We start from the raw sequence: 24,356 nt of genomic DNA, 5'->3' as shown, positions 1-24,356 counted from the left end.
ATCCATGTGTAAGTCCTTTTTATTGGTCTTGGATAAGTCATCCGAGAACAGTATAAAGGATTTTTTTGTGCATGAATAGCTTTATAGCAATGCTTTTAATGATTTGAAGTTCTTTGCAACACTAGTGATAAACTAGCAATTAATCTGCTTGCTTTTTGAACAATCTGTTGGTCTACACTTAAAAATTTTAGCAAATCAGAATATCTTGGAATATTAGGATTTAACTTATCTCCTTCTTTTTCAATGTGTTCCAACATAAGAGTAATTTGACTTGCTGAAATAAGCTCTTCAGGTAAACAAGTCCAAATAGTATTCAGCCAACTACCTTTATTGATAAAATCAAACTGATTTATAAAACTGTATGTTCTATCAAAGCCAACAAGTTTCAGCAAATCAAGTGTTACACCAGATAGATAACCTGAAAAGGGAGCACCCGCTTCAAAATATAATGTTAAAATATCTACTAATTTTGAGCTACTAATATTTCTAACAATAATTGATAGATTTTCACCTGCTAAATAAGTATCTACTAAGTTAATACTCTCCAGTTTCTTGGCTACAGAAAATAAACACGTATAATCTTCTAAAGTATAACTACTTGTTTTGTTTTTTATTTCTTTAAATTTTTTTTCCCTATTCTCAGAAAGTCTTTCAAATCTGCCATTAGAAATTATTATTTTACAATATTGAAAATCTTTATTGCTCTCATATTTTTTGAAACTATCATCAATAATCACTTTCAAATCTTCAGCATATTCCACCCATTTATGAGAGATTAGACTCTGTTCAAAAGTGTAATCTACCCATGTGTCAATAAAGTATTTTTTTACTTCTAGCATATCAAACTCAAAAATAGAATTGATATCACTTTCAACCCCATTCCAATGATATTTATTTAGAATTTCATGGATATCATTTTGATAGTTTTTATGTTTGTATAGTTCTGAAAGAATTTCCCAACACAAAGACCTCAACTTTTTACTTCCCTCTGTAAAAAGAACTAAGAAATGACCCACAATTATTGAATTTAAAGAATCGCCTTCACCTGTATAAGTTCCTGAGCACATTAAACACTTATCAATTATTTTGAGTAATAGAAAATCTACATTTTTATTTTGTGTTTTTCGAAGATTCCAAATTTGTTTGAGCAATAGATATTCTTCCTCATAATCTGTAATATGAGAATATTGATCGTATATTAATTCTTCGAAAGCAAAATAAATATCCATAAAGAAATCTGGACGTCTATCTAGCAAAATAATAATTAACTCAATTGCTTCTTGAAAATACTCAGATCTTTTATAACCAGAAAGAATTGATACATCTGGTGAGTTTATCACCTTGTAGTTCTTTTTTTTCTTGAAATATTCCTCCGATATTTCGAACGATCTTCGAGGATAATTATTAATTCTATTTTTTAAAATACTAAGAGACTTAACAAAATCCAAACCATAAAATGTTTCAAGATATAGATCCTGCTCATCATCAGATGCCTTATTCCACTGAGATAATATTTGACTAGATAAATAATCTTTTGTCTCTGGTGAAGGAAATATATTGAATAATGTATTAATTGTAGAAACAATTTGGTTTCTATTAGTATTAAATCCTAATTCTAATAGACGTGAAATACTGATTAATTTTTTTTCTATTAGAGAATACTCTAATATATAATCTTTGAAGCTCTGGTCATTAACCTTTACGATTTCATCGAGATAATAATCCACCATTTCTAATTGGTGGAGTTCCAAACTAATTCTTTTAAAATCACTCCAGCTAATTTTGAATTCTTGAAGTAATTTTGCAGCAAAGCCATCTTCATTTATCTTTACTGTACCAAGAAGTGAGATGACAAGCAGAACCTCTGGAAAGCTTGATTTGTTGAATTGTTCATCAAAAATTTGTCCATAATAGGCTTTAAATATTCCTGTTGGATCATTCACATTGTTTATGTCTTTAATTGCAGATTTCCCAGCGAAAATAGCTAAACGAATATTATTTTTTGAAATTTTAACTATTCTATCTTGAAACATTCTATTAGTTATCCCTAGACTTTCTTCAAGAATTTTTCGGACCTGATCGCTAGTCATGTTAGATAGTTTTTTTTCATGAAATAAACTGTGCTCAGCTAAAATTCTACTTATCTTTCTCTTTTCATAATCTCTAACTGTAGCCACTAAACGAATTTCCTTTGCTCCAGAAAAGTCTCGTACAAAAGCAATAATTGCACGGATATCAGTGGTATTATTTATATCATCCAAGAAAAACAAATATTTTCCTGGCTCTGAAGAAGCTATTGTGAAGTCGTCATAAAGGGATTGTCCATTACTTTTCACACAAAAAACATGATAATTTTCATTTTCGAATTTTTTACAAACTTCAAGTACCAATTTTGATTTACCAACACCAGAAGGACCACTTACTAAAACCACGTCATTCTTTTTAATAGCATTAACTAATTCTAGGTATTCCTCATCACGAAATTTGAAGTTAATATTGAGCGGTGCAGTCATACCGCCTTTGTCATAAGCATCAACAAAATCAGAAATTAAAAAAATCTGACCTGAGTCAATTTTTATACCTAGAAAATCTTTAGCTATTCCTTGATACATCGGACGATTTAGATCTTGAACAATTGTATCCAAACCAATTAATTCGATCTCGGCCTCATCACTCAATTGTCTAAACTTCTTATCCTCAGCAGTTGTAATATTTGTTGATGTGTGGCAAATAATTATTTTCCGAATGTCGCTACTTGGTACTTTTTTCAAATTATCCTTTAAACAATCAATAATATCATTTTCAATTTTACTTTTATACGATTTTTGATGTCCATACATTATAAATGTGTACGTTCCATCTTCGTGCCGGACATAACTGTCCGGCACACCAATAGTTGTCTTGTTTGTTCCTTCTTGAGCACCTAGAGAGTGAATATTTCCTAAATGATATTTTTTATATAAATAAGCATCACAAAGCCCTTGAAATGCGCCTCCTTCCATTTCTATAATCTTTTGTTGTAACAAATTGATTCGTGTCATGGTTGTTTTTCAACTCCTTATAAAAAAAAGAGGCAGTTTCTGTATATGACCCTACTTCGAACCTCCTCCCATTTCATTTTTTCATCAAATATTATTGACCAAAACTGTAGCTAACTTCGCCTAAATATTTCAATCTTTTTAGTTCATTAAAATATTATATAAATGATAGATTCCATATGTTGTAAATCAATTTAGCTGAAGTGTAGTTATCATATAGTTCTTAAATGATTCATTCTTCCAAAAACCTATTCGTACGCCATCAATACCCCTGGTTAGCAAAATATAATAGATGTTCAATACAAACAGTGTAAATTCATTTTTGTTTTCCGGATTAGCATCATTCTTTGAAAATTTACCATTTACATTGTGGAAATTATCGGGATTACCAAAAAGACGTCCTGACTCATCGACTTGTAGATCATTTCCAATCAGTACACCGACTTTATTCAAGTCAATTCCTTGAACAGCAAAAACCGATCCGATCTGGTCCTCTGCATCGGAATCTTTCGAATTAATCCAGTTTTCTTGTGTAGAATTCCATCGTTTGTGAAGATTCCCTTCGTGCCAATGGGTAATCTCTGGATCCTTACCATCTGATTGTTTCCAAGGTTCAACCAATCCCCCCAAGACTCTATTAACATGATCACTATGATAATTTCTGTCATCTTCTACCCAATCAAACAAATTAGCTAGAGGGTTATCTTCAAAAAATCCGAAATAGGCATCGATATCCCTATCGCAAAATACTGAGCGGTCAAAATTAGGATTATAATTTGTTTCTGATAATAAGTCGGTATCTTTATATAGTAAGTATTTAATACCATTTATATAGTCATCTGAACTATACGATTTACCTTCAGGAGCTTGAATTCGAAATTGTGTAGTCAGATATTTCTTTTCGAAATTTTCTGTAGCTCTACTAAACTGCTCTCGAGTCATATTCGCTGGTCGAATTGCTTGCAAAACATCGTACATCAGAATAAGTTGCTTACCAATTTTTTTCAGAGGCTCTAGGTGATTATCATCTGAGTTGAATCTATCTTTGTATACATTATTGAACGAAGCCATTTGTTTAGCATATTTTCGTGATAACTTATGAGACTCATCAACAACCACTACATCAAAGTCCTTATTCTGATTAATCAATTGAGTAGAAGTTGCTACAGTAAGATTTTTTCCATTCATACCATACACTTTGAAAATTTCTTGAGCTGTCTTAATCCAATTTGGTTGTACAACTACAGCAATTGTTTTATCAGATTGCTCATCCAAAAATTTTGCAACCAAATGCGTCAATAGAACCGTTTTTCCCGTTCCAGCATCTCCATTGATTACAAAGTTCTTTTCTGGGTTTGCAAGTATTTCATTGATAAGATCCATTTGTTGTTGGGTCAATTCTTTTATTGGACTATATTTAACCAAAGCTTGATTTCTAAGTTCATCAATAGTAGGTGTTTTTACCCAACCTTTACTATATAGCTCCTCCCAAAAAGGTAGAACAACTTCAGTAGCAATAGCCTCACGTTCTTTATAACTATTCGTGTCGTTCCCCTTAGTAAGATTGATTACTTCACTGGTTTCATACTCAACTAAATTTCTTCTTGATTTAGAATTATCAGCTAAAAAATAAGTAATAAGCTGATTCTCAACATCATTTAAAGCAGAGCCATTGAACAGCGCAGAAAAAAGTACGATAACTTGATCAAAGTTTGCATCATTAAATTTTTGTTCAGTGCCGTTATAATGTTGCTCATGTCTAGTTTTAAAGTGTTTTGACTGACCGATATACACTTTATTGGACTTCGTACTTCTATAGATATAAATAATATCCCCTTTTTTTAATTTTTCTTGTTGTACTTTCCGTAATTGATTAAATCCAAAAAGCGTTGTTCCTTCCACATCCAACATAATATAGGCATATTTCGCCATCCGATACCCACCTTAATATAATCAAATTTTCTTTACTCTAAACTAAATAATTAGAAGTTAGTATATTTCGTTTTTGATCCTTTACTCTTACTGATTGGATATTTCTGCTGATTTTTGATTAATTTTTCTTTTACTACTTGCTCGATGTCCAAATTTAAATTATCTGCCAACATAAAAGAATAAATTAAAACATCGGCTAACTCATCCTTTAGAGCAAGCAGATTCTCAGTTCCCTCTTCTGCTGTTTTCCATTGGAATAACTCTAACAGTTCACTAGCTTCCAAAGAAATCGAAATAGCTAAATCCTTTTCATTATGAAATTGCCGCCAGTCTCTCTCATCACGAAATTTATTAATTAATTCGGTTAATTCTTGAATCTCTGACATAATTGAACCCACCTATCTTTTTATAACACTCATAACATGGTCTTCGGTATCCTTATCATTAAACCACAAGAAAATCCCTTTTCTTGCTCTTGTTAATAAGACATAGTATTGGTTTAAAAAAATCTCCAAAACTTCATCACATGCTGCTTCAGAGTAATTATGTGAACTTAAAAAACGTTCAACCTGCTTAACAAAAGTTTGATCTTTAACTTTTGCAAGATCAAAAACCCACTTGCTAAGGCTTTTATCCCACCGTAAATCATCATACCAAATGAAACCCGTGTAATCATAATCCAGTCCTTGTGCTGTATAGACGGAACCAACCTGATTAAATGATGTTTCGTCAGCATCTTTATACCAATCGTACTGATTCCTCATGGGGTTCCACTGCTTTTGAAATTTCGTTCCATCTTTATCTCGAATCTCAATATCATTCCTAATAGTAAGATTATTTTTAGATTTCCAAGGCCAATCATAAGGCGCAAACCATTTTGTAGTTTCACCTAATTCTTTCATCTTTAATAATTGCTCATCGATTACTTTCAAAGAGTGTGATAATACAATATCAAAGGTATTATTGCTTGAGGTTACTTTTTTACAATCAAAGAGTAATTTATGAATTCTATCTACATAATCACCCTGATTTCCTGATCTCTTTTGAACGATTAAATTGAAAATATCTGGTTCAATTCCTAACTTATATAGTGCATTTTGATAATTTGAAAGCGTCCCGACTTCCTCTAATAAAACCCGTTGATGATCATCTTGTAGAAATACTACAATTTTGGGTCTTTTACTGTAGCTAAACAAACTCTTAATAGTCTTATTGATATCAGTATCTCTATGCGCTTCGTCAACTACAACTAATGAATAGTCCTTCAACGCAATACCATTCAAATAGGGAATATGTTGCATCAAACCTGCTTCATTTTTAACTACTTCTCGTAACATTCTACTTTTAGCGAAAGTAAAAACCATATCATTGATTTTAAGACCATGTTGCTGAGCAAGAAAAAGTAAGTGAATACCTATAATTGTTTTTCCAGTGCCCGCAGCACCTCTTATAATAATTGCCGTATTTCTATGGTTTTGAGTGAATTCTTTAAATAACTGGCTTATTTGTGCTGAAATTTCGATTTGATCTGCCAACATAATCGCATTATCTTTTTGATTGAGAACACTCCGCAAACCGTTAAAGCCAACTTGTCCAATAATATATTTTCCCTCAAGAAACTCTGTAGCGACTTGCTCCCCGTTTATCGTTACATCAAAATGTTTTTTTAGGTGATCAACTAAAAGTTGCTCTTCCCCTCTAACAAAAAAACCGACAGATAATTTTTGATAGTCTTCATACATTTCAGAGAAAAAGGCATTTTTGTCTCCAATAAAATTATGTAAATATTGAATTGCATATAAATCGATTTTCTTATTGGCAACAATTTCATGATGAGATTTTAAATCTCGTGTATAGTTCACTGTCTGGTAAATCGGATGTAGCCTATACTCATTTCTATTTCCAATACAAACATTTACATTCGTTTTTTGTTTCTCGATATTAGGAGCAAGTTTTTCCCACTGTTTTAATTCAACAATAATTGCAGTAGGTTGCTGCTGACTAGAATAACCAAAGATAATAGCGTCAATTCTACGATCTGCAGTTAGTGAATATTCAGCTACTAGCCACAAATTGCCAAAACCTTGATCATTAAGAAGTTGAATCAGTAAGTATAAGGAATTTTTCCAAGATAATTGTTCTTGAATTGAATGATTTATATCAACTTGAAGCATGTTCTCTACTAAATCTTCACAAGATAAACGTGCTAACTCCGATATTTCGCCATTAAGCAAGCAACCCATTAAAACTGCTCCTCTCTAAAAATATATATACTTAATTATACGCTTCATATCGCTTTCAGAAAAGATTAACTCGATGGAATTATATTTACATATGATGGATTAAATAGGTAGAATGATACTCCTCTAAAATTCATAAAGTATAATTTCATAATGAACAAATAAAAAAAGGACAAACGAAACGTTGACCTAGCAAAACCGACTTCGTTACTCCTTTTTTAATTTATTATGACAAACACAAACTTGTCTTCCATACATTTGCGAAAAATGTTGTTAACTTTTTTATGAATTATCTACGTTTATCTTAAACAATCTATTATCTGCAGTATGTAGCCAACAGCGTTCCTACCAAAATAAATAGTTAGTATAATTAATATTGCTGGTAAAACTAGCTCCCAGTTTAATAGGAAGTCCTTAATTGTCACTCTTAATATTGAAAAGGTTATAAGAAAAAAATATCCCCCTGCAAATTACCTCACCAAAAATGAAAACCAATATTTTTCAAAATGTTTGATATAGAATATATGTTAAATACTGATGCAATATTTGAAGAACTGGCAACTCTAACCAGTAATCCATATAGGCTCATACTCTCCACTAAGCACATACGAAGCTGCAATGTCTACTATAAAGTCAGTATTGCTAGCACCGCTTCTCCTATCCCTTGAAGTTATCCAATACTGATCTTTCTATTAATTGACATAAAAAATTTCTTTACAGGTTGTTCAATAAATCTACAACTAATCACAAGTAAAGCTCAGTGAAAAATAAAATGATTGATACTAAAACAAAGATATAAAGATTATTGCTCATTAAAATAGCGGCTATAACTAACCAGCTTATAAAGAAAAAAATTCGTTTATTTTTATTCCATGCTCCCCACTTTTTTCTATCAATACCTACAAACATGCATACTAAAATTGGAAATATGATAATTGTTACATTAGAAGCTGTCTCTAACAATTCTCCTCACCTTTCTCCTAAACAAAATCACTAAATATCTTTGTGAGAATCCCTAAAAGCAGATAGAACATTATTACTGTATCCCCAAAACTACGGAATACTACATATCTTTTATTTAATCACCAAAATCTCCCCAAACCATTAGCATCATCCTGTCATTTTGAAAGCATTTATTTTTTTGTAAATAGATAAGACTTTAACTATTGCTTATTTTGAAGAATATAAAAAATTGTAGACGTAATTCCACAGCAAACGGCCAAAAGATAATTTCTTTGAGACAATGCAATCAACATCAATAACACGAATATAAGTTGAAGTCTTTTGAATTTCAATTTACTATTTCCTTTATGCTCCATAGACATTTCCTCCAAGATTCCTTTTTTACTTTAAAATTCTATCCATTATAAGTTGATATTATTCACCATGTAAATAGCTCGATAAACGAATATAAAAAGACTATTAAATTAAGTCCTAACATTACTTACTTAGTTGTTTTTTTAATCGCAACATAGCAAAATGTTACAAGTATCAAAACGGTTCCTATTATGACTATCACCAAGTTTACAACATCCTTAGAAAATGGTGTCAAAAGAGAATATACTACCAATAAAAATAATGCAAACAAAGTCAACACAATATATTTTCGTTTCATTTTTACTCCCACCTCTGCAAAATGCAGTTGCCATCCTTACTTATATCACTGTAAAATCTACTCTCTTCTGGAGGTTATATCATCAAATTTTCCTACAACTAAGCAACTCATTACAATAACTCCAATCATACATCCTATAAACAAGCCCAATAAAAACAAGAGCATAAACATCCCTCCTTAAAAATATTTATTTTCATCAAAGAAAGGTAGGTCAATAACTATGTCCCTACCTTTCTGAACTACTATAAGAAATTGACTACACAATTATCTTTAAAAATAATTATTCTGTAATATCAATTTTTTTAAGAGCTAAATATAGTCTGATCATACACTCTTGATAGCAATCTTCATCAAAGCTTCCATTACGACAAGATTCTTTAATCAGCAATGGTTTAAAACTGTTCACAATCTGAGAAAACGCCTCTTCATCATCCTTTTGAACAAGAATAACGAGTTCTGCCAATGACTTCATTTCACGCATCCTCCATTTTTTAGCACTCATTTTTCACAGCGAGTGCTTCAGGGAGGAGCACGAATCATATAGTTTTTTAAAATTAAGTAAGGAGATGTTTTCGAATTTTTCCTAGAATACGTTGGCGCTTTTTTGTTGCACCTTGCCTTGTCATCGATAGTTGAATGGAAATTTCATAGTCTGAATATCCAAAAATATATTTTTGAATCAGTAGAGATTGATCTTTATCAGATAGTTTTTGGAATTCAGTGGCTAAAGCACAATTAGAGAAATCTAGCGGAAAATTTTCAGATACAACCGTAACAGTTTCTTGTGGATACATAGCTTGCTCCTCGATAAAGTAATCTAGTGTCTTTTGTCCAGGAACAAATTCAGTATCTTTTAGTCTGCTATTTTTAGCAAAATAATTAATTGCCGTATTGTGAACTGTTTTTTGAATATAGCTAATAATTTGTGCATCATCATTTGCAAAATCAAAATTCTGATTCATCACTGTCACTTCTTCCTTTGAAAATTCGAAAGGAAAAAGATATACGGACAAATTAGGTTTTAAGTCTATATTGCCAATATCCTCTCATAGCACGTTCAACAGGGATTGACTCATCTCGATTAATTTTTGGAAGAATATTATTTACAAAATTGCGATAATCCGAAAAAATTTCATATGACTCCGTCCACTTGTGATAAATTTGTTTGGCGGATAATGGTTTTCCTGACTCTTTCAATATTGATGCAATAATAAACCCGTAATCTTTGTAAGATCGATGATGGTTGTCGATTGCTTTTCGCTGAGTAAAGTAATCTTGGAGCTCCTTTTCATTTTCTAAATTCATTGGCTCCACTTCACGATGTATTGCTTTATCAGAATTTGTCGTGTCTTGATTATCTTCTAAATGAATCAAGTATTCTTTTAGATCAAAATACTGTTTTGAAAGCTCCCTTCTTTCCTCCATCAATAGTCTCAGTTGTTCGTACACTCGACATTTTTCATCACGAATATCCATATTCTTTCTTCCCCTTTCACTACTAAAAACAAAAAGGGAACACAAAACTGGACATTAAATCGAAAATTGTTTCAAATTATTAGTAAAAAATATTATCCTCTGATCTTAGCTCGCAATTGCTACTTCAAAAGATGTTATTTGATTTTTGAAATTTAATTTCCCTTTTCTTCTTGAAAGGTCCACTCATTTTTAATATCTTGCAATTCTCTAATAAGAACTTCCTTAATAAACGAGGTAAAACAAGCGTCTTGTTCATCGTTAATATACTTATCCTTCAATGTTCCCAAAGCCTCTTCTGTTAAATGTTGTAAAAAGTCTTCATCAGTTTTATACCCATTTTGCGGTATCCCAATATAATTCAAGATCGCTTGGCATTTCAAATCTAAAACTTGTAATTGTATAAGTATATTTTCAAAATTGCTACTATTTACTTCTTTTACTAACAGTTCTGCCTGTTTTTTTATACGTTCGAATTGTTCAAGAACGATAAAGTGTTGTGACTTTAATTCTTTCTCTGAAATTTTTCTTTTTTCAATTGCATATTTCATAAAATTTATATCCCACAAATACATCCTAATTATCACTCCAGTATTTCGAGTAATGAATACCTATTAGTTAAATCATTTCCAAAAGATATCTTTTCCAGAAATGTATCTCGATAACCATTTTCTATTAATTCAATGATTCTATCACTCGTTAATTGTTCTTCCTCATTAATCTCTAGAAAAAACATTAGTAAACTAGTTTTTTCCTTTATTACATTAATTTTTGTGATTGTTGTTCTGAGATTATCTGGCGAAATATTTTCTATAAGAAAATCAAACTCTCTCAAAATGTTCTCTGAATACTCTTGAAGTCGAACGTCTTGAAACCTTTTCTTCTTAAATAGATGTCTAAGGCTGGCTTGCCACATTATACTATCCTCCTACTTTCATTGTTGATTCTAACAATCTCACATTCAGTATTTACTATTACTAAAATCTATATTTCTTTTCCTTTTTCAATGGTTTAAATAAAAGCAATCAGGAAATTCGGCTATCAGCTCGAAAATTGTTTTAACAACGGCAAAAAATATTTATCTTCGGCTTTTTTTCTTGCCAGCGCTGCTTCACTTAGATTGTCATACGTACCCAGATAGTGTCGCTTTCCACGGAAAGTAATATAAGCTACCCACATTCCCTTACACCGATAAACTCCCTTTACGCCACTAGTATTGTTTTTGGCCAATTTAGCTTTCAAACATTCGACAATTGTTCCTTTTACACAAGTTCTACTTTCAACTCTTTTCAAGCAACCACAACTTTTTGTGTGACCTGATGATAAGTTGCCATAGCTTACTTCACATAATTGACCGCAGCTACACTTACATCTCCATTTTGTTTTCCAATCTAACTTCTTATTTAATGGTTCAATGACAGTCAGGTTACCGAATACTTGCTTTTCAATATGAAACTGTTTTTCCTTAAGACATCCACAACTCCGGATTTCTCCTCGTTGCAATCGTTTTGCCGATGCCAGTATTTCATTGCCACACGAACATAGGCATTTCCATACAACGGTTCCTTTGCTACGTTCTTCTGTTGGGGTAAGGGCAACTAGTTCACCAAATTTTTTATTAGATAAATCTTTATATCTATGCCGATTTTTAACATTTCCACACCCGCAGCTTTTTGTTCGACCTGATACTAAATTGGAATGATAAACAATTGTTTCTTGTCCACAATCACAAAGGCAGTGATACTTTTTATAACCATTTTGAATTATTTCATCTAAAATAATCAGATGACCATATCTTTTTTGCATAACCCATCGCCTCATTACTCATGAAATCTATGTACTGAGATAACCAGGGGACCACCCTAGTTATCTCTACTAAATCACTTCAAATTTGAAGGTCATTTGGATGTTACATTTTGTATTTTGATATTTTCCGTAATATGCTCCTTTAATTTGAAATCCACCAACTGCTTGAGAATTTAAAATTCCCAATTCTTGATTTGTAACTGATGGATGTAACTCAATCATCGGAAACTGAAATTCTTCCAATGAACTCAAACTTAATTTAACTTTTTCATCTTTCCCACTAGGTTCGATATCATTAGCTCGAATGACATCAATCGTTGAACTAGAATCCACTTGCATTTTGGCTAAAGATACTTTGAGCTTAGCAGTTGAATTATTTTTTACTTCGTAACTTGGTGATGATACATTACCGTTTTGAACATCTGTTGATCCAAAAATTACTTTTTGCGGGATAGTAACATCAATCAAATCTTTGGCATCTAAAATATTAATCGTAATATCTTTCGTAAGATTGCCAAGTTGGATCGTAGCAGTATAGGAGCCAAACTGAGGCTTGACATCATGCTTGATCACTTTAATTTGCTGAGATATTTCATTTCCACTTGAAAGTTCCCACGCTTTAGATTGGCTTTCTTGCAAAATCCATTCTTCAATTTTTGAAGCAGGAACGTGGTTAGAATAGGCAGTGAAATTTTGTGAACTCAAGACATATTGATCGTCAAAGATACTATGGTGATCATGTACAAAAACAGGTACAGTCACTTCTGACTTATTCCCATTTTGATCGGATAATTCAACTTTTGCATCCGTCAAACCAATTTTAGATGTATCAGGTATTTTTATATACTTTGCTGTTATTTTTGAAATAGCATCGTTATCTTGCAAGTTTGTTACTACATCAAGTGGGTTGGCTGATATACTGCCGTTGACTGGGATCATTTGTAAAATACCATTCCCAGTAGGTGCAACATTGTCAGGATTAACAGTTAACTTTGCTTGTACTTTGGTAATATTTCCAGATGGATCACTTACTTCCAGATAAACATCTTGAATACCAACTTTCTTATTGTCCGGAGTTGGTTTTGACTTATCAAATGAAAACGAAAATGGTCCATTAATATCATTATCTGATACATGATCGATAAAATCAGCTTCCGTTACAGTACCTCCGTAGTCTATCGTTGCATCCTTACTTATGACTTTTGGAGGAGTTGTATCCTTCACAATCACTGTAGTACTCAAGCTTGCGGTATTTCCCAAGTTATCGATTAATTTAACACCAAAATTGTGACTACCTAATCCTAGACTATTTGGGTCCGAGTCTGGACGAATGGTAACGGGTTGTTTTCCATTATCCTTTGGCGGACTTACAAAGAAGTCATTAACATCTGATTTTTGGCCAAGTTCTAATTCTATTGGGTTGATTAATATCCCTGTTGGAGGTGTGGTGTCAATTACTGTAAATGGAACAGTAACCAGCATTGATTCATTATTATCGGAGAATCGAAACTTACCGGTTGTAACACCTAGTCGGGAATCAATAGGTCGCTCTTCCATACTCCAATTTACTGTTCCAGCGTGTGATAAAACATCTACGTAATTAAACGGATCATTAAATGTAGCATCAAATAAATTCAATTCAATCGTATTATTTTTCTTTGGAATCACATCTAGTGATCGTTTTGAAACATTTACTATAATCGATTTTGTTTGATGAAAGCTTCCAATTCGATCATTGACTTGGTACCAAATCCCGCCCACTTTTTCTTCTACATAAAATCGCCATTCAAGATCGTATTCAATATCAAGTTGAACAAGCCCTGTATTTCCTTTGCCTCGTGTCAAATTAATGGAATGATCTGTATACGTCGGAATTACCGTATTTGGATCAGAGCTAGTGATTTTTGTTATGACTCGTTTGGCAGGACCGGTAAAATTGTATTCATTCATTTCCCAATTCGTACAGTAAGTCTCAAAGTTTGTGGGATAATCATACGAAACGGATGTACCCTCTTTTTTTGGTATAAGAGCCTGTGTCAAAAAAGTATCAAGCTTACTCCACTCGGCCTCAGTAGCATCTTGTGCAACTCCTGCTGCGGTAGCTCCTGAATCACTTGCAAAGCTATATGTGGGAAACGACAAACTTCCAAGAATGCAAACGAAAGCCATGATCAAAGAAATGCTACTTTTTTTCATAAGCGCCTCCCAATAGAAACCTTAGCTCTAAAGCGATAAGCATAAGAACCACTCCAATGAAGGAGAGAAATTTACTAATATCTCCTTCATTGCCTAATTGTGGTAATTTCTCCATCTTATCACTTTGGTTTTCATCAACCACATCAGAATGTTGGTGGTTTCCTTTGCCAATGATTCCCTCAATCGGAATATGATTAAACCGAATACTTGATGACTCAGCGAAGGTTTCGATTGGACAAATAAAAGTTAGTACGACAACCAACGATAGCAATATAAACCCATAGTATTTTTTCATATCATTTCCTATTGAACTTCAAACTTAAGAACTAAATCATATTGTGGATTTAAAGCATTCTTCTCAAAATTAAACCCTGTTGCTACCCCACCACTTAATTTAAATTCAAGCTTGTCTCCAGTTGGATTCAAAGTACCAATTTCCGCCGGGAATTGAGCAGGATTTTGCGGATCTGTCGTGTGCAAAGCAATGTCTTTATTTACAGTTTTATTGGTTAAATTCAAAGTCAACTTATCACTAATTTTTTCAGCATCCGTTTGACTTCCAGATCCTCCGGGTGTACCACTATCCTTAAAATCGCTAACAGAAATCTTAACTCCTTTTGAGGAAAGATTTTCAATTTCATAAAGTGGAGAAATAATACCTGTACTTACATCCGTTTGACCAAATAAGATTTTTGTTGGAATTTTAACATCAACCCATGCAGGATCTGTTGGATCTGGATCTGGTTGAGTCGGGTCTGTTGGATCTGTTGGGTCAAATTCTTTAAATGTTCCTTCTGCCGGAATAGTAGCAGAATCTTGTTTTTTGACTTCCTGTGGTTGGGTATTCGGATCTGGTTGACCATCTTCATAGGCAAACGCAGCTGACGGGCCTAATAATGCTGCTCCTCCAAATGCGACTACACCGAAAAGTGCTACAAATTGTGTTTTTTTCATTTTTGTTCCTCCATTGTTTCTATTATTTATAACTAGATATTCTAGTTATTCACAGATAATTGCCCTACTACTAGGGTTTCTCCAACCTTTTTTTGTGCCTTATCGTTCTCATAATAGGTGACTAAATTTTGTGTTTTATAAACACCTTTTTTGATGGTAGTGCTTAATTTACCTTGGGATACATATTGTTTTGGCTTAATGAGACCTGAATCATAAACAACTTTATTCTCTCCATCAATTGTAGTCTGAACGCGTATGGCATATTGATTACTTGCCGGATTTAATATACTGACCTCGCCAACCTCTGATGAAGATTCAAAAACCATATCAGAATTCATTTTCAAACGTACTTCGCTTTTATCAGCCTTCGCTTGAAGAAGCTCTTCAAATTCTTTTTCGCTCATATCCTTAACAAACTCACCTGATTTCCCATCAGTTTCGCCGGCAACTACATTGGGAGCAGTTTGATGAGTTAAAAAATAGTAGTACACACTTCCCACTAACAGAGCTATCAACAAAATTAAAAGGATAACAATTCTTGATCGTTTTTTTCTTTCCATTCTCCTTACCTTCCATTGTTTTTCTTACTCTAATGTTGTTATAATAATTGTAGCTTGTCAGCTTACCTATGTTTCCAACAACGGTGATAACTATAGAACAATACTTCTCGTTGAGAAAGTTCATTTTTAATCTAACGTTCGTTAACTATTGGAGGCTCCATATGGAAACATTATTAGAAAAAAACTTACAACGACACTATCAAATCATTAAATTTCTCATTTATAGAGACTGGGAAAAAATAAGCACTATTTCGAAATTTACCCAAATCTCTGAAAGTACAGTTCGTAAAAGCATTGGAGATATCAACCGATACATCACCCCAGCGAAACTGGAAAGTAGTAAACAACTCGGTGTACGGCTAATTCTCATGCCTGATCAAAATCCTTTTTTTATTTTTTCTGCACTGTACAATCAGTCTGCAAGATTTTCCATACTTGAAGAAATCTTCTTAAGTAGACATACCAACTTGACCTCTCTAGCTGATCATCTTTTCCTCAGCATTTCTACATTAAAAAGAAAGATAGGAACAATCAATGAACTTTTAGCTCCTTTCGACTTTCACATTGACTGTACTTATATGGACATAATCGGTGATGAGAGAAAAATCTGCTGGTTCTATTTTTGCTACTTAATCGAAAAATATGGACTCATTGAAAAAGTAATTACTGAGAACGATGTTGAATTGATGGATGAGGTCATGCAAGAGTTTATGGATTGTTACCCATTTTTACAAACACCTGCACGCCAAACCTATTCTTATGTAAATAAATTTAGAACTATGTTATTTATTAATTTTCTACGCATTCGCAGAGGTCATTTACTTCCAAGCCAATCACAAAATGACCAAAAACATGGGTTTACTTTTTCAGAAGAGTTAATTCAAAAACTTTTTCAACACTACCACACTGAGATAACCTCAAAGAGCATATATCGATTATTTTATATATTTTTCAATGACAAATATGCATGGTCAATGACAGATTTAAATCAAAAATGCTCCTTAAATCCAAAAATTAATCATCTTCGTGTCGCGATAGAAAATACACTAAATTCAATTATTGAAAAGGAAAATCTAATCCTTTCTAATAAAGAAGAACTTATGCTTTATCTATACAACGCAACCACTTATATTTGGGGACCCGCAAAAATCCTCTATAATCCTAATGAAGAATTTTTTATCAATCTCAATAATTATTACGAAGGATTCACACAAAGGGTCAAAGAAATTGTATCTCGTTATTTTTTAAATAATGATTTACCAATTTATGTAGATGATTCCGTTATTAATCGACTACTATTTATGGTAGTCACTTCATGGGACTCATTATCTGATCAATTGGAACAAAAATCGCCAACTATTAAGACTGGACTCTTTTTCAATACGAGCTACGAGCACTGTAATTTTTTGAAAGAAGATATTATGTATCATTTAAAAACGCGAGTGAATGTGGATTTGATTGAAGCTACTAGTCTTACCTCAGTTAGAGAAAAAATGTGTAAGTACGATCTTTTAATAACCAATCTTCCATCACTGTTCGTACCAGAGTGTACCGTAGTATCCATCCATTCAAATCCTACTCCTAAAGATTTTGAGAACATACTCACTGTCTACAATGAAATTGTGAATAACAAGCAAGACTTTGATTTATCCATAGTACAAAAGCAAAACAGTATTTATAAGTATTAAAAAAACGATACTTGAATTTTTATTCAAGTATCGTTTTTCGTTATATAATAGAATGATGATGTTCTATTTTTTGTACTTTTTTAGAATCGATCCTCCTCTTCGTGCCACATTAAAAGAATGGCAAAAAGCATCGATTTTATCCGATTTCTCAAATACGAACGTGAAAGCCACATTCTATACCATTTTGTCTTGATTTACCATTATTCAGTTTAATTTTCATATTCTTTCTTTGTTTATCCATTTCTTTATAACTTTAAGAAAAAATGTTCAATTCATCCTTCCTGATTTGAGATATAAAAAAAGCACTTAGCGTAATTGCCAAATGCCATAATAATTATTATTTAGTTTGCTTTATTTAAGTGCATCTTCTAATTCATCATCAGAATAACCAAATGTATAATCCTCATCTTTGCCATTTGATTGCCAAATAAGCGCTGCATCATAGACGCTTAGCGATTCCTCATCTTCTAAATTCTTATCGTCTAGCCCATACCTACAATTATCACAGTACATTTCACTAAATACATATCGCTTTGTTAAGGGAGTCCCACATTTAGGACAGTTCGGTGTATCACCTTTATATGCATTTTCTTCTTCCCAAGAAAGTTCTTTATTCGTTTCAGTATCACTTTTAAAGAAATCAAATAGTCCCATAACTAGCCCTCCTATTATTCATCATAATGTGCATAGTTTTTTGTACCACAATTATTACAACTAATAAATGCTCTATCATTTTCTAGATGAAGTTCCGAATCGATTAATGGCTTCCCACAATCAGTACAAACTCCGATATTCTCTAATTCAACGGTCTCTTTTTTTTTCATTTTTTTCAACTTCTTATAGGTAATTACACTACCAATAGATACCACCGTAACCAAAATTCCACCGATGATAATAGCTTTATCTCTCCCAGATAGATCATTTATAGCAAATGATTTCTGAATATGGGATAACTCCTTCGCCCCTTTATCAGAATTTTTTTGAGCTGAAATACTATACTTGTTATTCGCATTTTCTTTTAAAACACTATTCACAGTAGACATAACGCATTCACTTCCCGACCCAACATAAGTATAAGTACCAGATTGATAGCCTCCATTAGTATATTGATTTCCAAAAAATGGATGTCCACTAGGTGCTCCCATACTTCTACCTCCTATTCTTTTTTTATAATTCTTAGTAGCATTTGAGGTGAACAATATTAGTGCAGTAGGATATAAAGTTCCTAATGCCCTTCAATTATAGCACCGGTAATCCTACTAGCTGCAGTAGTTTTAACTGTTATTGCTAACACGTCATTCTCATGAATATTATTCATTTCAATTTCTAATACCGAACTAATAGCAATATATTGGGTAAATTCATGTAAGTACGATTGTTTTCAAGATTACTAATTGTTTGGTTACACCAACTTTATTATCTAAAAATTACGTAGCCACCCCACACTCTAACTAATCGAACTTAAACTTATGTGTAACTTACCTATCAACTTATATTCTTAATTCTTTATCCTTGAAAACACCACTTATTCTGATAATAATTATATCACTATTTTGTCTTTATCAAATAATTATCTAGACATACCAATTTTCTAACTCTAAATAGGAATCATCAGATATACCTTGGGGTTATTTTCTACTCTCCTTAGTATCGAATCCCTTATATTTTTTACTCATTGATTATTTTACATATTTTAGATAGATAATTCTATTACTGTTTTTTTGAGAATATTCATCATAAAGCAGTAATTCTCCAGTTTACGTCCTTTATTAATTTCAACTGATATTGGTAGGTAGTTGTTACATTTTCTATACTACTTAAATACTTTACTCCAACATTCACTTGAAACCCATTCTCATTTTTCTGATAAATAGGATTCACTAATTCCACAAATTTTAAGCTATAATCAATTGGTCGCATCGCACCATTTTCAACATAGTATTCAAGTTCTTTTTCCGATGCTGTTGGATAAAGCTTGAAAAATGTCTCTAAAAACTCCGTGATTTCTTCTGTGGTTTTGGCATCAATTTCTGAATCATTTTCTACCTGTTTTACTTCATATTTTGCCTTATCAGGTTTTGCAATCATGGTAGGCAAACTCGTCACTATATGATTCCCTTTTTCATCTTCAAAGATTGTCACTCGATAAGCGGAAGAAACTTGTTGTGCCTTTTTCCCTTCCGTAATCTTTTGATCCACTAAAAATGAAACGACAAATTCCTCCGAGCGCTTCTCAACGTCTAAGATTTTTACTTCTTGAACTTCGGAACTAGTGGGAATATCTGCCCGGACCATATCTTGGCTCAAAGCGAGTCCTTCTTCTGTAAGGTACTGACCAAGGTTACTCATTCTCTTTTCAATTACTTCCTTATTATTCTTCCACGAAAAGTATTCTTTCGCAAAATCCTTCGTAAAACTTTCAACACCAGAAGTATTCACTACTTTCTCTTTTATAACCACTTCTTCATGAGTTGTATGCTGATCAATGGCGGTGAAGTTTTTGTAGATTCCAAAAGCAAGGCTACAAGACAATAAAAGCCAAAGGGCAAGCACCATTTTTCGATGCTTCCCTACGGATACAACTCGTTCTTTCTTCTTTTCTGGGCTCTTTTCTTTTTGATTCCGTTCAATTTTGATCTTCATGTTTTTACCTCTTTTCTCTTATTTGTACCGTCCAGCTCCGATAAGATGCTGCTGCCAATAGCTTTCCGTTAGATTCGTCCAACCCACTGGATCTCCTGCATGAAACATGCGATTCTCCCCTGCATAAATGCCTACATGGGTCACATAAGTACCAGCATCATAAGTCGAATGAAAGAAAACTAAATCACCTGGTTTGGCATCTTTTAAATCAATATGAGTCATGGCATCATACTGATCCTGAGCCACCCGAGGAAGTTTCAGGTCAACTTTGGCATAACACCATTGGGTTAATCCACTACAATCAAAACCCGTTGTGGGGCTTGATCCACCAAACACATAGGCAGTTCCTTCATACTTAAACGCCTCGTCAAAAATCGCTTGGACGGTTTTATCATCAAACTGTGTCGTGTTCAGATATTGTTTCACCAACAAGCAATAAAACATATTGCCATAGTTATACCGCCACCCACCATTTTCCTTAATCGCTATTGGGTTGGGATAATCGACTTTTTGACCGCCCGATTTTTCCTTTGAAAAAGATTCAGCTAAAGCAAAACTGTGCTTCTTCCCGTTTTTCGCGACATGATCCAAATACCCACCGCCATAGTTATAGGCCTGAATGATACTATCTTGATCACACCCTAGTTCTTCGGAACGCTTAACCAAAGAAGCAAAATAGAGGCACCCTTGTTTGATAGATGCCTCGGTACTTAATGAATTCGGTGGCAACCCGGCTGACTCAGAACTTTGCATAACATCTTCCATTGTGCCCCCAGATTCCACTTGAATAATCGCCAAAAGAATTGGGACATACTCTGTTATATCCGATTCTTTGGCATATTTTTCCACCATTGCACGGTGTTTCAATACTTCTTCTGAAACAGTAATTCCGCCAGGAGAAGTGCCAGAACTACCACTTCCCTCACTGTCTTCACCAAACAACAAACCCACACACATCAAGATACCCATAAAAGAGATGGTCAGAAAAGCTAGCGAAATGACACTTACTTTCTTTACATTCATTTTTTCTCACCTGACCTTGATTTTGGACGAGGGTTCATTCTTTTTTGTACTTTTTGATTAGTTCGCTTGGACAGAGTAGACAGCTGTTTCACTTGTTGGAAAGAATTTTTCTTACTTGATGGTTGACTTATTCTTTTTGAAACACTTTCCTGACTAGCTAGTTTTCGTTTGATTTCAGGATTCGAATTTACTCTCACAATCCGTTTTGGAAGTTCATTTTTCGGTATCTTATCTTTCTGAGGTTGGTCTTCTTTTTTTATCGAAACATTAGACCTTCTTTTTCCATGACGGTTTGTTGATTCGTCCAAAACTTTTCGTTTTTCAGCCATTTTTTCATCTCTACGTTGCCGTTGTTTTTCTCGCAACTCCGCTCGATTTGCTTTTTCTTGGACAAGTCCACGCTTGAATTCTTCTGGTGCTTTTTTCGTCTTTTCAATTCCTTTATGGAGATTGTATTTCAAGTTGGTTGGCGTATTCTTTACCTGATCCTTTACTTGTTTGGTCTTATCTTTCACCAAAGCTTGGGTATCCAGAACCTTGCCAATTTTTCTCCCTGCCAAATTCATTCGAGATTGTTTCTTATTATTTGGAATTGGCTTTTCCTTATTCAAGTCAGATGATGCCTCCTGATCGTTAGGTAATCGTGAATTTTTTCGCAGAGAAGAACCGGATGGCTTAAAATTGGATTTTGATTGTTCCTTTGCCAATTTATTTCCAACTGCTGCACCTCCACCAAAAGCTAAAGTTCGTCCCACATTGCGATTAAGTTGCCGCAATTTACGGTTCATTAACATTTGCGGTTTTCGTATGACCCGTCTTCCCATTGATTGGCTATCATTACTTTGAAGGTTGAACATGCTCATAATGTCACCCAATTTGAAATAGATGCCGGCAAAGGTCACAATTTGCAGAAAAGCAACCATGAAAAATGGATAGGTTGCGGAAATGTTGAAAAACATCGTGGAGATACTAAATGCAGTCGTAATCACCAAGGTGACACCTGCTCGCAACATAATCGTATTAAATAAGCGAATAATCGCCTTCTTGCCCAAACTTTCATAAGTCGGCAACATGGACAATAAGAAACTAATCGGCAAAAACATCGCAAAGATAATGAAGAGAATTTGCGAAAACAACATAACCCCTGTTAGAAGGAAGACAAAGAAAGAAATCCCAATATTGAACAACACCAAAAAGACCACGGTCCCTAAGCGGTTCATGGTCTTGGTAATACTTAAATTCGCATTGTCATTGTCTTCAATTTCCGCTTTGACTGCTTCTTCCCGATCCTTGCCTTTGTTTTCATCTGGACTCACAGATAGAATCTTGTTGACCCGGTCTTCGCCAATTTCTTCTATATTGGAATCATCAAATTGCAAGAGTAACCAAGGTTGTTGGACTTGAATCGAAAACAAGCTATCTCGAATCAAATCGACACTATCCTTTCCTTGGCTTTCTGAATTGGGCACAACGATCTCGGTTCCAAGGCTAAGAGCCGCTTCACTAACATCCGAACTAAAGTCATTGATTTTTGTGATATAGGTAGGCGCATACGCAATGAACGAACCCGAAAGTAGAAAGATTACTACAAAATTAATCACAGCTCGGACTGCTTTGGTGGTTTCTCGCTTGGGTAGACCCGTATAGGCAACGTAAACTCCTAGAGCTAAAATCATCAATAATAGAAAACCGAAATAAAAGCCTGAGGTCTGTAGTCCATTTTCGGTAATACCGGCCAATATTTGGATATTCTTTCCAATACTTTCAGCCGTGTCTGAAATGAAATCAAGTCGATAAGCTTCTTGAACCACATAACCCGTGGCGTTCGACAAATACAGACTCACGGTCCAAATGAAATTGGTGATGGCATAAAGACCATACATCACACTCTTCCCTAAGCCATCACCCCAATTCCAAGGAAGCCAATCCCAAGAGCTATCCACAAAGAAATCTAGTTGATAGTTGTTCAGTGAGTATTGGGAATATAAATTTCCCGCTTCAACTGTATCATCAACCAGACCTGTTGCCTCGGCAACCGTTCCAATCAGACTGAGAAGAAGTAACATGATACAGAGACTGATTGCGATCACTCCCACAATCCGAAAAAGTTTCTTTTTCATCTCCTCACTCCATTCTCTCTTGAACAGGTGGACGGGTATCAAAAGCATGGAAAAGTTCTTCAAAGACTGGATGAACTTGAACCACACCTACTCGACCATACAAATCTTGCATTAAACATTGGCCGTTTTCCAAATCTCGTAGGCGTTTTTGATTGCTTTCATCTTCTTGATCTAACCCAAAGAATTCCAAAGTCTTCTTGATTTCATGAATATCGGTACTACGAAAAGCAAACTTCAATCCGATATTATTCTTCAAGCGTTCATCCAGTAAATCATCACTATTTTGCGTAACAAAATAAACCCCGGCATTCATGGCCCGACCAGCACGAACTAATTTATTCGATAATGTTTTCCCTTGTGCCACTTGAAGAAAACTCCAAGCTTCATCCAAGTCCACAATCTTGAAAATTTCTCGGTTGCTATGGATAAAGTCCAAAGCAAAAGTGGAAATGACAATTAGCATAGAAACACTTAGTAACTCCATGGTAGTATATTCTTCAAAAGTCGTTTCCGCATCTGGTAAAACCAAATCCGCCACTTGTATGATATTCAACTGCTTGTCTAAGCTAATCGATTGGGTAATTGAACCATCTGAGAAAAGCAAATGGGCAAAATCATAATCGGTAAAGGACTCGATATGATCCGCGATATTTTCCGCAACTGGTGAGCCTTCTTTATGCAATTCAACGATTACTTGTAATAATCCTCGTTGCTTACTTTGGGTAACCGTCCGAATGGCCTTGCGCAACACTGGAAACTTCTCCCCATCTCGACTAGAAATGCCTGTTAAAAAGGTCAGAATATCAATTGCTAAACTTTCTGAGTCTTTCTTTTTCTTCATAATGACATAGGGATCAAGTAAGCCTTGATTTTCTGGCTTACTAGTTAAATTAAGAATATTGATTTCATCTGCAATTTCTGGCAAGGTTTCTTTCCATCCACCACGTTATAGCGATAGGTAACTTTTTGATGTTATCTCCAAGTTTTCCCCCGCTTCACACCGTACATGAAACTTTCGCTTCATACGGCGTTCCATCATATCCAAATAGATTTATAAGTTATTTCCCA

At 33.9% G+C, this 24,356-nt stretch carries 20 protein-coding genes and 1 pseudogene; 1 reads left to right on the top strand and 20 read right to left on the bottom strand.

Annotated features, from left to right (window positions below; all coding sequences use genetic code 11):
• Nucleotides 1-95 precede the first annotated feature (95 nt).
• From GVJ38_RS12815 to GVJ38_RS12745, 14 genes are all read right to left on the bottom strand, one after another.
• Nucleotides 96-3,041, bottom strand: coding sequence for a P-loop NTPase (locus GVJ38_RS12815; RefSeq protein WP_159723537.1), 2,946 nt, complete (start codon nt 3,039-3,041; stop codon nt 96-98).
• Between the two features lie 186 nt (nt 3,042-3,227).
• A complete protein-coding gene (locus GVJ38_RS12810) occupies nt 3,228-4,970 on the bottom strand; it encodes a DUF2075 domain-containing protein (RefSeq protein ID WP_081123795.1) in 1,743 nt (580 codons plus the stop codon).
• Nucleotides 4,971-5,020: 50 nt separating this feature from the next.
• Complete coding sequence (locus GVJ38_RS12805) at nt 5,021-5,356, bottom strand: nucleotide pyrophosphohydrolase (RefSeq protein ID WP_159723536.1); 336 nt, start codon at nt 5,354-5,356, stop codon at nt 5,021-5,023.
• A gap of 12 nt (nt 5,357-5,368) precedes the next feature.
• The gene (locus tag GVJ38_RS12800; protein WP_159723535.1) at nt 5,369-7,213 is read right to left on the bottom strand and encodes a DNA/RNA helicase domain-containing protein; all 1,845 of its coding nucleotides are present in this window, start codon (nt 7,211-7,213) and stop codon (nt 5,369-5,371) included.
• 1,892 nt (nt 7,214-9,105) lie between these two features.
• Entirely contained in the window at nt 9,106-9,297 is a 192-nt protein-coding gene (locus GVJ38_RS12790; RefSeq protein WP_081123249.1) for a helix-turn-helix domain-containing protein, read from the bottom strand.
• A gap of 82 nt (nt 9,298-9,379) precedes the next feature.
• Entirely contained in the window at nt 9,380-9,787 is a 408-nt protein-coding gene (locus GVJ38_RS12785) for a sigma-70 family RNA polymerase sigma factor (RefSeq protein ID WP_159723538.1), read from the bottom strand.
• Nucleotides 9,788-9,839: 52 nt separating this feature from the next.
• Nucleotides 9,840-10,301 carry a hypothetical protein gene (locus GVJ38_RS12780; protein WP_159723534.1) on the bottom strand — a complete coding sequence of 154 codons (462 nt, stop codon included), beginning with the start codon at nt 10,299-10,301 and terminating at the stop codon, nt 9,840-9,842.
• A 152-nt stretch (nt 10,302-10,453) separates the two neighbouring features.
• Nucleotides 10,454-10,849: a hypothetical protein gene (locus tag GVJ38_RS12775; protein ID WP_081123251.1), complete on the bottom strand. Its 396-nt coding sequence runs from the start codon at nt 10,847-10,849 to the stop codon at nt 10,454-10,456.
• Nucleotides 10,850-10,881: 32 nt separating this feature from the next.
• Nucleotides 10,882-11,214, bottom strand: coding sequence for a DUF7006 family protein (locus GVJ38_RS12770; protein WP_081123252.1), 333 nt, complete (start codon nt 11,212-11,214; stop codon nt 10,882-10,884).
• A gap of 125 nt (nt 11,215-11,339) precedes the next feature.
• A complete protein-coding gene (locus GVJ38_RS12765) occupies nt 11,340-12,104 on the bottom strand; it encodes an AP2 domain-containing protein (RefSeq protein ID WP_159723533.1) in 765 nt (254 codons plus the stop codon).
• 69 nt (nt 12,105-12,173) lie between these two features.
• Complete coding sequence (locus GVJ38_RS12760) at nt 12,174-14,300, bottom strand: hypothetical protein (protein WP_159723532.1); 2,127 nt, start codon at nt 14,298-14,300, stop codon at nt 12,174-12,176.
• A complete protein-coding gene (locus GVJ38_RS12755) occupies nt 14,287-14,595 on the bottom strand; it encodes a hypothetical protein (protein WP_159723531.1) in 309 nt (102 codons plus the stop codon). The genes GVJ38_RS12760 and GVJ38_RS12755 overlap by 14 nt, the downstream gene beginning before the upstream one ends.
• 8 nt (nt 14,596-14,603) lie before the next feature.
• The gene (locus GVJ38_RS12750; protein WP_159723530.1) at nt 14,604-15,254 is read right to left on the bottom strand and encodes a hypothetical protein; all 651 of its coding nucleotides are present in this window, start codon (nt 15,252-15,254) and stop codon (nt 14,604-14,606) included.
• Nucleotides 15,255-15,295: 41 nt separating this feature from the next.
• Entirely contained in the window at nt 15,296-15,814 is a 519-nt protein-coding gene (locus GVJ38_RS12745) for a hypothetical protein (protein WP_159723529.1), read from the bottom strand.
• 161 nt (nt 15,815-15,975) lie between these two features.
• Between GVJ38_RS12745 and GVJ38_RS12740 the strand changes: the two genes are divergently transcribed.
• Nucleotides 15,976-17,502: a helix-turn-helix domain-containing protein gene (locus GVJ38_RS12740; protein WP_159723528.1), complete on the top strand. Its 1,527-nt coding sequence runs from the start codon at nt 15,976-15,978 to the stop codon at nt 17,500-17,502.
• A 351-nt stretch (nt 17,503-17,853) separates the two neighbouring features.
• On the opposite strand, the gene GVJ38_RS12735 is transcribed toward GVJ38_RS12740, so the two are convergent.
• The 6 genes and pseudogenes from GVJ38_RS12735 to GVJ38_RS12710 all read right to left on the bottom strand — a co-directional run.
• Nucleotides 17,854-18,156 (bottom strand): hypothetical protein, encoded by a 303-nt coding sequence (locus GVJ38_RS12735; protein ID WP_159723527.1) that lies wholly within the window; start codon nt 18,154-18,156, stop codon nt 17,854-17,856.
• A 14-nt stretch (nt 18,157-18,170) separates the two neighbouring features.
• Entirely contained in the window at nt 18,171-18,647 is a 477-nt protein-coding gene (locus GVJ38_RS12730) for a hypothetical protein (RefSeq protein ID WP_095803583.1), read from the bottom strand.
• A gap of 589 nt (nt 18,648-19,236) precedes the next feature.
• Nucleotides 19,237-20,145, bottom strand: a complete 909-nt coding sequence (locus GVJ38_RS12725; RefSeq protein ID WP_159723526.1) for a conjugal transfer protein — start codon at nt 20,143-20,145, stop codon at nt 19,237-19,239.
• An 18-nt stretch (nt 20,146-20,163) separates the two neighbouring features.
• Nucleotides 20,164-21,168, bottom strand: coding sequence for a bifunctional lytic transglycosylase/C40 family peptidase (locus GVJ38_RS12720; RefSeq protein WP_115872307.1), 1,005 nt, complete (start codon nt 21,166-21,168; stop codon nt 20,164-20,166).
• Entirely contained in the window at nt 21,165-23,288 is a 2,124-nt protein-coding gene (locus GVJ38_RS12715; protein WP_159723525.1) for an FUSC family protein, read from the bottom strand. The genes GVJ38_RS12720 and GVJ38_RS12715 overlap by 4 nt, the downstream gene beginning before the upstream one ends.
• Before the next feature lie 4 nt (nt 23,289-23,292).
• Nucleotides 23,293-24,234, bottom strand: a pseudogene (locus GVJ38_RS12710) (ATP-binding protein); the annotation flags it as partial.
• Between the last annotated feature and the right edge of the window lie 122 nt (nt 24,235-24,356).

The organism is Enterococcus sp. CSURQ0835, assembly GCF_902706605.1.
Taxonomy (GTDB): Bacteria; Bacillota; Bacilli; order Lactobacillales; family Enterococcaceae; genus Enterococcus_A.
Note: the sequence above shows the minus strand (reverse complement) of the source record. Positions and strands in the feature narration are given on the sequence as shown.

Bases quoted from the DNA above. Each gene is read 5' to 3' on its own strand.
- GVJ38_RS12815 (WP_159723537.1), bottom strand. From the start codon at position 3,041: ATGACACGAATCAATTTGTTACAACAAAAGATTATAGAAATGGAAGGA.
- GVJ38_RS12810 (WP_081123795.1), bottom strand. From the start codon at position 4,970: ATGGCGAAATATGCCTATATTATGTTGGATGTGGAAGGAACAACGCTT.
- GVJ38_RS12805 (WP_159723536.1), bottom strand. From the start codon at position 5,356: ATGTCAGAGATTCAAGAATTAACCGAATTAATTAATAAATTTCGTGAT.
- GVJ38_RS12800 (WP_159723535.1), bottom strand. From the start codon at position 7,213: ATGGGTTGCTTGCTTAATGGCGAAATATCGGAGTTAGCACGTTTATCT.
- GVJ38_RS12790 (WP_081123249.1), bottom strand. From the start codon at position 9,297: ATGAAGTCATTGGCAGAACTCGTTATTCTTGTTCAAAAGGATGATGAA.
- GVJ38_RS12785 (WP_159723538.1), bottom strand. From the start codon at position 9,787: ATGAATCAGAATTTTGATTTTGCAAATGATGATGCACAAATTATTAGC.
- GVJ38_RS12780 (WP_159723534.1), bottom strand. From the start codon at position 10,301: ATGGATATTCGTGATGAAAAATGTCGAGTGTACGAACAACTGAGACTA.
- GVJ38_RS12775 (WP_081123251.1), bottom strand. From the start codon at position 10,849: ATGAAATATGCAATTGAAAAAAGAAAAATTTCAGAGAAAGAATTAAAG.
- GVJ38_RS12770 (WP_081123252.1), bottom strand. From the start codon at position 11,214: ATGTGGCAAGCCAGCCTTAGACATCTATTTAAGAAGAAAAGGTTTCAA.
- GVJ38_RS12765 (WP_159723533.1), bottom strand. From the start codon at position 12,104: ATGCAAAAAAGATATGGTCATCTGATTATTTTAGATGAAATAATTCAA.
- GVJ38_RS12760 (WP_159723532.1), bottom strand. From the start codon at position 14,300: ATGAAAAAAAGTAGCATTTCTTTGATCATGGCTTTCGTTTGCATTCTT.
- GVJ38_RS12755 (WP_159723531.1), bottom strand. From the start codon at position 14,595: ATGAAAAAATACTATGGGTTTATATTGCTATCGTTGGTTGTCGTACTA.
- GVJ38_RS12750 (WP_159723530.1), bottom strand. From the start codon at position 15,254: ATGAAAAAAACACAATTTGTAGCACTTTTCGGTGTAGTCGCATTTGGA.
- GVJ38_RS12745 (WP_159723529.1), bottom strand. From the start codon at position 15,814: ATGGAAAGAAAAAAACGATCAAGAATTGTTATCCTTTTAATTTTGTTG.
- GVJ38_RS12740 (WP_159723528.1), top strand. From the start codon at position 15,976: ATGGAAACATTATTAGAAAAAAACTTACAACGACACTATCAAATCATT.
- GVJ38_RS12735 (WP_159723527.1), bottom strand. From the start codon at position 18,156: ATGGGACTATTTGATTTCTTTAAAAGTGATACTGAAACGAATAAAGAA.
- GVJ38_RS12730 (WP_095803583.1), bottom strand. From the start codon at position 18,647: ATGGGAGCACCTAGTGGACATCCATTTTTTGGAAATCAATATACTAAT.
- GVJ38_RS12725 (WP_159723526.1), bottom strand. From the start codon at position 20,145: ATGAAGATCAAAATTGAACGGAATCAAAAAGAAAAGAGCCCAGAAAAG.
- GVJ38_RS12720 (WP_115872307.1), bottom strand. From the start codon at position 21,168: ATGAATGTAAAGAAAGTAAGTGTCATTTCGCTAGCTTTTCTGACCATC.
- GVJ38_RS12715 (WP_159723525.1), bottom strand. From the start codon at position 23,288: ATGAAAAAGAAACTTTTTCGGATTGTGGGAGTGATCGCAATCAGTCTC.